Source organism: Chromohalobacter sarecensis (assembly GCF_023061135.1).
Taxonomy (GTDB): domain Bacteria; phylum Pseudomonadota; class Gammaproteobacteria; order Pseudomonadales; family Halomonadaceae; genus Chromohalobacter; species Chromohalobacter sarecensis.
Window position 1 is genome coordinate 53,514 of the sequence record NZ_JAKGAN010000001.1, and the last position, 12,583, is coordinate 66,096.

10 protein-coding genes are annotated in these 12,583 nt (G+C 65.1%); 3 read left to right on the plus strand and 7 right to left on the minus strand.

Annotation, left to right across the window (positions count from 1 at the left end; all coding sequences use genetic code 11):
• Positions 1 to 9 precede the first annotated feature (9 nt).
• Genes L1071_RS00320 through tmpA form a run of 3 tightly spaced genes read right to left on the minus strand, consistent with a single transcriptional unit; the run spans position 10 to position 3,337 of the window.
• Positions 10 to 1,602, minus strand: a complete 1,593-nt coding sequence (locus L1071_RS00320) for a 5-guanidino-2-oxopentanoate decarboxylase (protein WP_246967284.1) — start codon at positions 1,600 to 1,602, stop codon at positions 10 to 12.
• Positions 1,599 to 2,177, minus strand: a complete 579-nt coding sequence (locus L1071_RS00325; protein WP_246967287.1) for an HD domain-containing protein — start codon at positions 2,175 to 2,177, stop codon at positions 1,599 to 1,601. The genes L1071_RS00320 and L1071_RS00325 overlap by 4 nt, the downstream gene beginning before the upstream one ends.
• Positions 2,174 to 3,337: a 2-trimethylaminoethylphosphonate dioxygenase gene (tmpA, locus tag L1071_RS00330; RefSeq protein WP_246967289.1), complete on the minus strand. Its 1,164-nt coding sequence runs from the start codon at positions 3,335 to 3,337 to the stop codon at positions 2,174 to 2,176. Before tmpA ends, L1071_RS00325 begins: the two co-directional genes overlap by 4 nt.
• Positions 3,338 to 3,465: 128 nt before the next feature.
• Between tmpA and L1071_RS00335 the strand changes: the two genes are divergently transcribed.
• Together L1071_RS00335 and L1071_RS00340 are read left to right on the plus strand one after the other, a co-directional pair.
• Positions 3,466 to 4,479: a GlxA family transcriptional regulator gene (locus L1071_RS00335; RefSeq protein ID WP_246967291.1), complete on the plus strand. Its 1,014-nt coding sequence runs from the start codon at positions 3,466 to 3,468 to the stop codon at positions 4,477 to 4,479.
• Positions 4,480 to 4,546: 67 nt separating this feature from the next.
• Positions 4,547 to 5,218 (plus strand): fumarylacetoacetate hydrolase family protein, encoded by a 672-nt coding sequence (locus L1071_RS00340; protein WP_246967293.1) that lies wholly within the window; start codon positions 4,547 to 4,549, stop codon positions 5,216 to 5,218.
• Positions 5,219 to 5,269: 51 nt separating this feature from the next.
• Here L1071_RS00340 and speA read toward each other — a convergent pair whose 3' ends face one another.
• The 3 genes from speA to L1071_RS00355 form a co-directional block, all read right to left on the minus strand.
• A complete protein-coding gene (speA, locus tag L1071_RS00345; RefSeq protein WP_246967295.1) occupies positions 5,270 to 7,171 on the minus strand; it encodes a biosynthetic arginine decarboxylase in 1,902 nt (633 codons plus the stop codon).
• Positions 7,168 to 8,142, minus strand: coding sequence for a homoserine kinase (locus L1071_RS00350; RefSeq protein WP_246967297.1), 975 nt, complete (start codon positions 8,140 to 8,142; stop codon positions 7,168 to 7,170). Before L1071_RS00350 ends, speA begins: the two co-directional genes overlap by 4 nt.
• 96 nt (positions 8,143 to 8,238) lie before the next feature.
• Positions 8,239 to 8,517 carry a DUF2782 domain-containing protein gene (locus L1071_RS00355; RefSeq protein ID WP_246967300.1) on the minus strand — a complete coding sequence of 93 codons (279 nt, stop codon included), beginning with the start codon at positions 8,515 to 8,517 and terminating at the stop codon, positions 8,239 to 8,241.
• 180 nt (positions 8,518 to 8,697) lie between these two features.
• On the opposite strand from L1071_RS00355, the gene polA reads away from it, so the two are divergent.
• Positions 8,698 to 11,472 carry a DNA polymerase I gene (gene polA, locus L1071_RS00360; RefSeq protein WP_246967303.1) on the plus strand — a complete coding sequence of 925 codons (2,775 nt, stop codon included), beginning with the start codon at positions 8,698 to 8,700 and terminating at the stop codon, positions 11,470 to 11,472.
• A 13-nt stretch (positions 11,473 to 11,485) separates the two neighbouring features.
• Here the strand turns inward: polA and L1071_RS00365 are convergent, their stop codons facing one another.
• The gene (locus L1071_RS00365; RefSeq protein ID WP_246967306.1) at positions 11,486 to 12,511 is read right to left on the minus strand and encodes a Fe(3+) ABC transporter substrate-binding protein; all 1,026 of its coding nucleotides are present in this window, start codon (positions 12,509 to 12,511) and stop codon (positions 11,486 to 11,488) included.
• Between the last annotated feature and the right edge of the window lie 72 nt (positions 12,512 to 12,583).

The window sequence follows — 12,583 nt, forward strand, 5'->3', positions numbered from 1 at the left end:
ACGATGAATTCAAGCGGACCATCGGTGCGCCTCGACCTCGATCAGGGTTGGTCCCGGTGCCTGACGCGAGGCGCTTAACGCCTGGTGCAGCGCAGCCCCCGTCGACACGCGCACGCCGTAACAGTCGAGCGACTTGGCCAACGTCACGAAGTCCGGTGCAGGCAGGTCGACGCCGAGGCGTGGCACGTCCTGGGCGTCCATGTAGCGGCGAATCTCGCCGTAGCCGGCGTTGTTCCAGATCACCACCGCCAGGGGCACGCGGCACGCGCGGGCGGTGGCGAGTTCGCCGAGGGTGAACATCAGTCCGCCGTCGCCGACCAGTGCGATTACCGGGCGTTCGGGCACGCCTAGTGCGGCGCCCAGCGCGGCGGGCAGGCCGTAGCCCAGCGTGCCGTAGCCGGTGGCAGAGTTGAACCAGCGGCGTGGCGCAGGCATCTCGGCGATGAAGTTGCCGGCGTAGACCGGCCCCGTGGAGTCACCGACGATGGTGGCGTCGGGCAACGCCTCGCGCAGCGTGTCGAGAAAGCCGGCGTAGGGCGCGACGTCCTCGGCATCACGCAGCGCGAGTGCCGTCCTGGTGTGTGCGACACGCTCGGCGCCGGCGCGTGAGGCCTGCGTCGGCAAGCGTGCGAGCAGCCCCTGGGCGACCTCGCCGACATCGGCGAGCAGGGCGAGATCGGCGGCTTGGTTGCGCGCCAGTTGCTGGGCGTCGATGTCCACGCGGATCAGTCGTCCGTCGAGGTGGAAGCCGCCGTCGAAGGTCAGGTCGTAGTCAGTCTCACCGAGTTCCGTGCCCAGCGCCAGCACCACGTCGGCGTGGTGCGCGAGTTCGCGTCCGGCGGGCAGGCTCGCGCAGGCACCGAGATCCAGCGGGTGGTCGCATCCCAGCACGCCTTTGGCGTTGATGGTGGTCATGGCGGGGGCGTCGAGGCGTTCGACGAGGGCGCGTACCGCGTCGCTGGCCGCAGCGCAGCCGCCCCCGAGCAGCAGCAGCGGGCGTTCGGCATCGGCCAGCCAATCGGCGGCCCAGGCCAGTGCGGCCTCCGGCGCCGCCGGCGGGAACACTTCGGTGGTCTTGGGCACCAGCGCCGGGCAAGCCTGCGGCATCACGTCCAGTGGAATCTCGATGTGCACGGGGCCGGGGCGGGCGCTCTTGAAGATGGCGAATGCGCGGGCCAGCACCTCGGGCAGTGCCTCGGGTGTCTGCAGGGTATGGCTGAACACGCTGACGCCGGCCAGGGTGCGTTGCTGGTCGGGCAGCTCGTGGAGGCGTCCTTGACCGCGCCCCAGGGTGTCGCGGCGATTGACGCTGGAAATCACCAGCATCGGCACCGAATCGGCCAGCGCCTGGCCCATGGCGGTGGCGATGTTGGTCATGCCCGGCCCGCTGATGATGAAGCAGGCGGCCGGTTTGCCGGTCGCTCGGGCGTAGCCGTCGGCCATGAAGCCGGCGCCCTGTTCGTGGCGCGGCGTCACGTGCTTGAGGCCGCTGTCGGGCAAGCCGCGATACAGCTCGACGGTATGCACGCCGGGGATGCCGAAGACGGTATCGATGCCATGGGCGACGAGCAGGTCGAGCAAGCGTTGGGCGCAATTGCTCATGGCGTGCCCTCGACGTTGGCTGTCTCGCCGAAGGGCGGCCGCGACATGACACGCTCGACGATGGGGATGAAGTCCTCGAGGGGGCGAGTGGGATAGTCGGGGTCGAATGAGCACTGATCCCACTCATCGCAGAAGCGTACGGTGCGCGCGTAGGCGGGATGCTCGCGATAGGCTTCGCGGGCGTGTGGGTCGAGGCCGTAGAAGGTGCGGTAGTGATAGCCCTGAAAAAGCTCGTGGTGCCGGATCATCCACACGTTGAGCGGGTCGATGAACGGCTCGAGGATCGCTGCGGCGATCTCCGCATGATTGGTGGGTGCCAGATCGTCGCCGATGTCGTGAAGCAGGGCGCAGACTACGGTTTCCTCATCGGCACCGGCTGCGAGCGCGCGGGTCGCGGTTTGTAGGCAGTGTTCGTAACGGTCGACGGGATAGCCGTGGGTATCGCCCTTGAGGCGCAGAAGATGCTCGAGCACGCGGCGGCTGGCATCGTTCTGGTAACGCTGGAAATGCGCGTCGATCAGCGCCCAGTCGTCGCGGGTGCTCTCGTCGAAGCGGGTAAACGTCGCCTGGTTCATGCGTTGGCTCCTTGGGCGGATCGCGGTGCGGCATCATTGGCGCTGCCGGCGTGCTGGGCGGTGAGTACGCGGCGCCGACTGGCGGTGCTGTCGCGGTCGACATAGCCCTGGCGCAGATGGCGCACGCCGCCTTCGAGCTGGTAAGCGGTGCGCCCGTGCAGCAGCCGGTAGTTGTCCATGATGAGCATGTCGCCGGGGCCGAGCTTGAGATGCACGGTCAACGCCTCATCGGTGATCAAGCGATAGAAGCGTTGCCGCGCGGCGTAGTAACGCTCCAGCAAGGCTGCGTCGTGGGCGGCGATGCGCTCGGTGCGGTTGGAGTAGCGCACGCGCGCCAGTCGTCCTTGGCTGTCGAGCTCGATCAGCGGACCTTCGCTCGCCAGGTCGGTGGTGGCATCGGTATAGCGAAACTGCGTCGAGAGGCGCGTCAGGCAGTCGAAATCCTCGGGCGCTTCGACCTTGAGGCGCTGCGCCGCCATGAAACCATCGGTGAGCGTGCTGTCGCCCCCGGCGGCGGCATTGCTCAGGCAGTGCAGCCAGATGTAGCCGGGAATCGGGTCGCGATAGGGATTGTCGGTATGCGGCTCGAGCCCGCGTTGCGTCATGGTCAAATCATAGGCATTGGCCACCGATTTGACGTCGGCAATGCCGCCCCAGTTGGTGCGACGCAGCGGGCCAATGCGGTCGATCAATGGCTGCATGCCATCTTCCTCGCACGGCACGTCGCTGACCTTGACGAAGCCGTAACGGTGCAAGGCCTCGAGCATCGCCAGCAGGGCGTCGTCGTCCTCGAGCGCTGCGTTGAAGCTCGCCTGGGGCAGCGTCTCGAGATCGGCGTCCCATAAGCTGAGCTCGGGCGCGACGTCGGCATTGTTGGGCGCGGCGTCGGCGAGCAGGTCGTCCAGCGCATAGGCGGTGACGTGGCCATCGCTGAAGCGCACATGCAGAGTCTGTGCGTCGCCGCGTGCCGACTCGATGTGCAATGCCAGGGGCAGTTGGGCGGCTTCGATCAAGCGCTGCCCGGTGCGGGTGTCGAGCGTCGCCGCATCCGGCGCGCGCTCACGCAGCCAGAGGGCGGCGAATTCACGCCGTTGACCGGCGGCGTGCAGGATCAGACGGCGCCCTTCGTCCTGGAGTTCGACGTCGGCGGAAATGGACATGAACGATGCTCTCCACTGCTGGCATGGGGTCGATTGCCCCGACGGGCGAGCCGGGGCGTTTCCCTACCCTAGGCGGATTGATCGAACGGGATTTGCACTAATTCGCCATTTAATAGACGATTCTGGCCATGAGCGAAAATCCCCGAACCGATTGGCCCTACCCCCGTCCCGAGCAGCCCCCGGTTCCCAAGCCCGGCGACGCGGCGCATACCGTGAATGTCTGGCTGGTGCCCAATTTCTCGATGCTGACGCTTTTTTGCCTGCTCGAGCCGTTGCGCGTGGCTAACCGCTTCGGTCGCGAGTTGTTCGCCTGGCGGTTGCTGTCGGCGGATGGCGAGGCGGTGGTGGCCAGCAACGGCGTGCGTATCGAGGTCGAGGGAGTCCTGGCGGAACACGCCCTCGGCGATTTGTTGATGGTGATTTCCTCGTACGAGGCGGAAGTCAGCGTGACCGGTGCCGAGCGCGCGGTGCTGCGCCACGTCGCGGCGCATGGTGGGCGTGTCGGCGGGCTCGATACCGGGCCTTTCATCCTCGCCCGGGCGGGCTTGCTCGACCAGCATCGTGTGGCGTTGCATTGGGAAAGCGTGCCGGCCTTCCGTGCGGAGTTTCCGCATATCAGCGTCAGTGAGGCGCGCTTCGAATTCGCCGGGCAGCGCTTGACCGGTTCCGGCGGTGCGGCGGGCATCGACATGATGCTGCAATGGATCGAGCATGATTACGGCCCGGCGCTGGCTAATGCCGTGGAGCGCCAACTCGTGCACCAGCGCGTTTCCGAGGAGGAAGCCTGGAAGGCCGGCGCAGCGCGCACCCTGGAAAATTTGCCGCGCAGCGTGGTGCGCGCACTGGCGGTAATGGAAACCCACCTCGACCAGGTCTTGTCGATCCCCGAGATATGTCGCCTGATCGGCCAGTCCCAGCGGCAACTGACGCGTCTTTTCATGGCGCATTTCGGCGAGACGCCCAAACAATGCTATGTGGGGATGCGCCTCGACTATGCCCGGCGCCTGCTCGCCGATAGCCGCTGCCGGGTGACCGAGGCCGCCTTGACCAGCGGCTTCGTGCATCTGGCCCACTTCTCGCGCGTCTATCAGGCACGTTTCGGTGAACGGCCCAGCGTCACCGCCGAACGCGGCACCGTGTGAAGCGCCGGCGGTCGCGTTAGACTCGGGCCTTTGCGTCGCGGCGCTTTATCGTTTGTGAGGAGTCTGTATGTCCGCCCAACCCTTCGTGACCCGCCTGGCCGGTGGCGGAGTCTTTCCCCATATGCTGGGCAAGATCGTCTGCGTGGGACGCAACTACGCCGAGCACGCCCGCGAACTCGACAACCCGGTGCCCAGTGCGCCGCTGTTGTTCATCAAGCCCGCGACCAGCGCGGTGCCCATGGCGCGCGACATCACCGAGCAATTCACGCGTGGCGAGGTGCACTTCGAGACCGAGCTGGCACTGCTCATCGGCAAACGGCTGAGCGGCGCCAGCGCCGAGCAGGCCGAGCGCGCCGTCGCCGGGCTTGGCCTGGCGCTGGACTTGACGCTGCGCGACGTGCAAGCGCAATTGAAGGAAAAGGGCCATCCCTGGGAAGTCGCCAAGGCCTTCGACGGCGCTTGCCCGCTGTCGCCATTCGTGGCGTTGGATGAGGTGCCCGACTGGACGGCGTTACGCTTCACGCTGGAGATCGACGGCGAGCGCCGTCAGACCGGCGAGACGCGCGACATGCTGTTCGCCATTCCCGAGCTGCTGGCCGAGATGTCGCGGCACTTCACGTTGCAGCCCGGCGATGTGGTGCTCACCGGCACGCCGGCCGGGGTCGGGCCGTTACCTCGCAATGCTCAGTTGTCGCTCGAGGGCTCGTTCGGGCTGGAGGCGTCCACGCAGACGCGGTGACGTAGATTCGGCGGCACTCCAGAGATTCGGCGTTACTCCAGAGATTCGGCGTCACTCGAGATAGGTATAGCCTTCCAGGCCGGCGGCGAGATCGCGCATGAAGTCGTCACGCTGGGCCTCGCTTAGCGCGCTGTCCCTGAGCTGGCGCGACAGGCGCTGGCTGAGTTCGTCGGCGTCGAAGTTCACGTAACGCAGCACGTCGGCGACGGTATCGCCCTGTTGGTGGTTGCTGAGCCGCCATTGGCCGTCGGCGTTCAGCGTGGCATCCACGGCATCGGTGTCGCCGAACAGGTTGTGCAGGTCGCCGAGAATCTCCTGGTAGGCGCCGACCAGAAACAGTCCCAGCAGCTTGTCTTCGCCGTCCTGCCATTCGGGCAGCGGGAGCGTCGCTTCCAGGCCCTGGCCGTCGACGTAGCAGTCGATGCGCCCGTCACTGTCGCAGGTGATGTCCTGAATCACCCCGCGTCGTGTGGGCGGTCGGTCGAGGCCGGTGAGTGGCAGCACCGGGAAGACTTGGTTGATGCCCCACACATCGGGCACCGACTGGAACAGCGAGAAATTGACGAACAACTTGTCGGCGAGCTTCTCGGCGAGTTCATCGGCGATCTCGCGGTGCGCGCGATTGCGCGGGTCGAGCTGGGCGCTCAGGCGTCGGCAGGCGGCGAAGTAGACCGTCTCGCCCTCGGCGCGTGCGTCGAGGGTAGCCAGGCCCAGCACGAAGCGATCCTGCAGTTCGCCGATGGCCTGCACCAGGTCGTGGTAGGCTTCGGCGAGGCCGCGCGGTTCCTGCGTGTTATCCAGCTTGGCGTGTACGCGCCACAACTCATCGAGTTCGGCATCGCCGTCGAGGCGTTGCGTGGGCGCTTCCTCGCTCAAGCGTTCCTCGCCGATGACGTTGGTGATCAGCACCGCGTGATGGGCGGTCAGGGCGCGTCCCGATTCGGAAATCAGATGCGGATGCGGCAAGTCTTCGGCGTCGCAGACCTGGCGGAAGGCCCACACCACGTTGCTGGCATATTCATGCATCGAGTAGTTGATCGAGCAGAAACTCCGCGAGCGTGTGCCTTCGTAGTCGACCCCCAGACCGCCGCCGACATCGACGCTATCCACCGGGGCGCCCAACGCGCGCAGGCTTTGATAGAAGCGCGCGCATTCGCGCAGGCCGCGCTGGATGTCTCGAATGTTGGCGATCTGCGAGCCGAGGTGGAAATGCACCAATTGCAGGCTGGGGAGGGCGTCGGCGTCGCGCAGGCGTTCGACGACGTCGCGGATCTGGCTGGCGGTGAGCCCGAACTTGGATTTCTCGCCGCCCGAGTTCTGCCACTTGCCCTTGCCCACCGAGGCCAGCCGCGCGCGCAGACCGATGCGCGGCGTGACCTGCAGGCGCGCAGCTTCCTCGAGGATCAGCGTGAGTTCGGAATGCTTCTCGACCACCAGGTAGACGCGATGGCCGAGCTTCTCGCCCATCAGCGCCAGGCGCACGTATTCGCGGTCCTTGTAGCCATTGCAGACGATCAGCGAGGGGCCGTCTCCCGAGAGCGCCAGCACCGCCAGCAGCTCCGGCTTGCTGCCGGCCTCGAGGCCGACACGCCCATGGCCGCGCGCCTGGGTGGCGAGCATTTCTTCCACTACGCGGCGCTGCTGATTGACCTTGATGGGATACACGGCGGTGTAGCCGCCGGTGTAGGTTTCATCCTGCATGGCGGTGTCGAAGGCGGTGCACAGTTGCTCGACACGGTCGTGGAGGATGTCGGTGAAGCGCACCAGCACCGGCAGACGCAAACCCGCGCGGCGTAACTCGTCGACCAGGGCCTTGAGCGGCAGGGCGGGGCCGTCGGCGTTGCTGCCCAGCGGGCGCACGACGGCATGGCCGGCGTCGTCGACGTCGAAGTAGCCGCTGCCCCACTGATCGATATTGTAGGTGCGGCGGGCCTGATCGGCGGGCGAGGTCATGGCGCACTCCTGAACGCGCTGGCGGGCGGCAAGGGCGGGGCGCCGTGCTCGAGGCGCATCGCGAGCAGGTGGCGGTACTGGCCGGGGTCCTTGGGCGTGAGGTCGTGCGCCGGCGGGTCGACGTAGACGACCAGCAGCCGTGAGAGCCAGTAGCGTAGCGCCGTCATGCGCAGCATCACCGGCCACAGCGCCTGCTCGGTCTCGTTCAGCGGGCGACGCGCCTGGTAGGCGCCGAGGAGCGCCGTGTAGCGCGCGTCGTCGAAGTCGCCATTGGCATCGCTGGTCCAGTCGTTGACGACGATCGCCAGGTCGAAGAGTAGATCGCCCGTGCAGCCGTTGTAGAAGTCGATGATGCCGCTTAGCCGGTCGCCCTCGAAGAGGGTGTTGTCGCGGAACAGGTCGCCATGGATCGCTCCCTGGGGCAGGTTCGAGGCATCGCCGAAGACGACTTGGTAGGTATCGATCTCGTCGCCCATCAGGCGCTGGTCGGCCTCGGACAGATAGCTCATGACCTTGTGCTGCGCCATGGCCAGCCAGTGCAGGTCACGAGGGTTGGGGCGCTGGCCCTCGAAGCGCTGCGAGACCTTGTGCATGCGGCCCAGGGCATCGCCGAGCACGCGGCACTGGGCGAGCGTCGGCGATTCGGGATGGCGCCCCGGGAAACGTGGGAACAGCAGCGCTGGGCGATCGGCGAGCTGTTGCAGGGCAATCCCGTCGCGGTCGTGAACGGGGCCTGGCACGGGCAACCGGTGTTCGGCAAGATAGTCGAGCAGTGCCACGAAAAAGGGCAGCTCGTCGCTTTCGCCCTGCTCGAAGAGGGTGAGCACGAAGCGGCCCTGGTCGGTGGTGACGAAGAAGGTGGAATTCTCCGTACCGCTGGGCACGCCTTCCAGCGTGATCAACGTGCCGATAGCGAAACGCTCGAGGAAGCGCGCGACCTGGAGCTCGGTCAAAGGAGTGAATACGGCCATGTGTCTCTCGCCCGGGGTGCCAAGCGCGCATTGTAGCGGCTTGTCGCGGGCAGTCCTACCGTCATGCGCGAGGTCGTTGATGTGCAGCAGGCAACATCATTCGTCGCCGGTGACCCAGTCGGGCACCTCGACACGTGCGGCATCGCGGCGTTCGAAGTTGCCGTCGCCATCGTCGTCGAGCAGGAAGTAACTGGCGCCTTGCCGGGGGACGATCTCGATGGCATAGAGCTCGCCGTTGACGCGGTATTCCTTGAGGGTGCGGTTATCGTCCTGGCGCACGGTGATGTCCGGGGAAGGCTGCGCGACGGCAAGCGAGGCGCTGGCGCCGATAATGAGGCCAAGCCCCAGACCAAGAACAATCGGTAGACGCTGCATGACGGTCTCCTCGGCTGGTGGAGCAAATACGATGGTATTGCGCCTCGAGCCCATGAGGTAATGAAAGGCCATTATCCCACATCATGCGCGTTCGGCGCATGTGAAGCGTGTTTCGCCTGACGCTGCGCAATGCCTTGCGTATCATGGCGGTATCGCGAATTTCCAATGGATGCTGATGCCATGGCCAACACGCCCCCCATCGTTCTCGTCGACGGCTCGTCGTACTTGTATCGGGCTTTTCACGCCTTGCCGCCGCTGACCACGTCCAAGGGTAATCCCACCGGTGCGGTGAAGGGCGTGCTCAACATGCTCAAGAGCCTGCTCAAGCAGTATCCTGATAGTCCCATGGCGGTGGTCTTCGACGCTAAGGGCAAGACCTTCCGCGACGAGATCTATGCCGAGTACAAGGCGCACCGCCCGCCGATGCCCGACGATTTGCGGCCCCAGGTCGAGCCATTGCACGACTGTATCCGCGCGCTGGGCTTGCCGCTGTTGTGCATCGAGGGTGTCGAGGCCGACGACGTGATCGGCACCTTGGCGCGGCATGCCACGGAGGCGGGGCGCGATGCGGTGATTTCTACCGGCGACAAGGACATGGCCCAACTGGTCAATCAGCACATCACGCTGGTTAACACCATGAAGGGCGAGACGCTCGATGTGGTCGGTGTCGAGGAAAAATTCGGCATCCCGCCCTCGTTGATCATCGATTATCTGGCGTTGATGGGCGACAAGGTCGACAACATTCCCGGCGTGCCGGGCGTTGGCGAGAAGACCGCGCTCGGCTTGCTGCAAGGCATGCAGGGCGGACTCGAGACGCTCTACGCCGATCTCGAGCGTATCAAGACGCTGGACTTTCGCGGCGCCAAGACGCTGGGCAAGAAGCTCGACGCCAATCGCGATCAGGCCTTTTTGTCTTACCAATTGGCGACGATCAAGACCGACTGCGAGCTACCGGTGGGGCTCGACGATCTGGACATCGCGCATCCCGACCGCGAGGCGCTCAAGGCCCTCTACACCGAGCTGGAATTCAAGAACTGGCTGGGCGAGTTGCTCGAGGGACGCGACGAGGGCGTCGATGATGTGTCCACGGGGGCGCCCGCGACGGAGGAAGATGACGCATCGGCGGCGGCCGATACGAATTCCGCGCCGCGCGAGGACCATGTCATCGTCACGCAGGAGGCCTTCGAGACCTGGCGCGAGCGTCTGGCGCAGGCGGATATCTTCTGCTTCGACCTGGAAACCACCAGCCTCAATTACATGGAGGCCGATATCGTCGGCATCGGCCTAGCGCTGGAGGCTGGCGAGGCCGCTTATATCCCGGTGGCGCACAGCTATATCGATGCCCCCGAGCAGCTTGACCGCGACACGGTGCTGGCCGCGCTCAAGCCGCTGTGGGAAGACGCCACCAAGGCCAAGATCGGTCAGAACCTCAAGTACGACATCTCCGTGCTGGCGCGTTATGACATCGAGGTCGCGGGGCGGCTCGAGGACACCATGCTGGCGTCTTATGTGCTCGATTCCACGGCGACGCGCCATGACATGGACTCGCTGGCGCTGAAGTACCTCGGCGAAAAGACCATCACCTTCGAGGAGATCGCCGGCAAGGGCGCCAAGCAGTTGACCTTCGACCAGGTCGCACTCGAAGAAGCCGCGCCCTACGCCTGCGAGGACGTCGACATCACCCTGCGCCTGCACCGTGAATTGCGCCCCCGCGTGGACGGTGAAGGCCGGCTGGCGGCGGTGTTGGACGAGGTGGAGCTGCCGTTGGTGCCGGTGCTCTCGCATATGGAACGCAATGGTGTGGCGCTCGACGCCGAGCGCCTGCATACCCAGAGTCGCGCTTTGGACAAGCGGCTACGCGAGCTCGAAACCCGCGCCTATGAGCTGGCCGGGCGCGAGTTCAACCTGGGCTCGCCCAAGCAGCTCGGCGAGGTTCTCTTCGATGAATTGAAGATCCCGGTAATCAAGAAGACGCCCAAGGGCGCGCCGAGTACCGCCGAGGCGGTGCTCGAGGAACTGGCACTGGATTATCCGCTGCCTAAGGTGATCATCGAGCATCGCGGTTTCGCCAAGCTGAAATCGACCTACACCGACAAGCTCCCGAAGTTGGTCAATCCCACGACCCGGCGTTTGCATACCAGCTACCACCAGGCGGTCACGGCCACCGGGCGACTGTCATCATCCGATCCCAACCTGCAAAACATTCCCATCCGCACCGAAGAAGGCCGCAAGATTCGCCAGGCCTTCATCGCGCGTCCCGGCTATCGCATCGTCGCCGCCGACTATTCGCAGATCGAGCTGCGCATCATGGCGCATCTCTCCGGGGACAAGGGGCTGCTCGAGGCCTTCGCCGAAGGGCGCGACATCCACACCGCCACGGCGGCGGAAGTGTTCGGCGTGGCGCTCGATGCCGTCAGCGGCGAGCAACGGCGCAGCGCCAAGGCCATCAACTTCGGGCTGATCTACGGCATGAGCGCCTGGGGGCTGGGTCGACAGTTGCATATCGAGCGTAATCAGGCGCAGACCTATATTGACCGTTACTTCGACCGTTATCCCGGGGTGGCGTGCTTCATGGAGCGTATTCGTGCCCAGGCCGCCGACGACGGCTATGTCGAGACGGTGTTCGGGCGGCGCCTCTATTTGCCCGAGATCAACGCCCAGAACCGCAACCGGCGTCAGGCCGCCGAGCGCACCGCCATCAACGCTCCGATGCAGGGCACTGCCGCCGATATCATCAAACTGGCGATGATCGACGTCGACCGCTGGCTGCGTGACGGCGACTTCGACGCCTGGATGGTGATGCAGGTCCACGACGAACTGGTCTTCGAAGTCGCGGAAAGCCAGGTCGACGCCTTCACCGACGCCGTCCGTCAACGCATGGAAGACGCCACCAAGCTCGACGTGCCACTGACCGTTGAAGCCAACGCCGGCGCCAACTGGGACGAAGCCCACTGAGGTTGCGTTGACCTCAACGCCATCCGACACGGTCGAAGATACGAATCGCGTCGGGGTTGTGTTCGCCGAGCTGGCTAATGTTCAGGTCGTCTTTCTTGAAGTCGCCCCATGAGGCCAGGACGTCGTCGAGCTCGATGCCTTCGACGGCGGGGAATTCATGGTTGCCGGCAGCGAACAGGCGTTGTGCGTCGTCGGAAGCGAGGAATTCCAGAAAACGGATGGCATTGTCGCGATTGGGGGCGTCCGCGACTACGCCGGCGCCGCCGACATTGACGTGAGCCCCGCGTCCTTCCTGGTTGGGCAGCAGGATCTCGACGCTCTCGGCGGCGGCGCGATCATCGACGTCGTCGAATTCGAGCAGACGCACATAGTAGTAATGATTGGCGACGGCGATATCGCACTCGCCACTGGCCACGCCGCGAATCTGATCGGTATCGCCGCCTTCGGGGGCGCGTGCCATGTTATCGACGACGCCTTGAGCCCAGGCTTCAGCCTCTTCCTCGCCATGGTGAGCGATCATCGATGCCAGCAGTGACTGGTTATAGATATTGTTCGAGGAGCGAATGCAGACGTCGCCTTCGAAGCGCGGATCGGCGAGATCTTCATAGCGCTGGAGATGAGCCGGATCGATGTCGTTGGGGTCGTAGAAGATCGCCCGTACGCGCTGGCTGAAGCCGAACCACTTGCCTTCCGGGTGGCGCATGGCGTCGGGTAGGCGCTCGTCGAGTACGTCGGAGTCGATGCGCTGGAAAATGTCCGCTTGTTCGGCGCGCCAGAGTCGCCCCGCGTCGACGGTGAGCATGACATCCGCAGGACTAGCGGCACCCTCGCGGCGGATGCGTTCGATGAGTTGATCCGAATCGCCTTCGAGCACATTGACTTCGATGCCGGTTTTGTCGGTGAAAGCCTCGTAGAGGGCTTGGTCGGAGTCGTAGTGACGGGCGGAGTAGATGTTGACGGCATCGGCGAGCGCATTGCCGGTGAAGGCGATGCCCGCGAGCAGTACGCTAGTAGGCATGGCGAGTCGAGTTGGGGACATGAGGTGAGGCTCCCTTGCAATATATTGAATGATAATAAGTCGTATTTCCTTTATTGAAGTCCAATCCGTGGG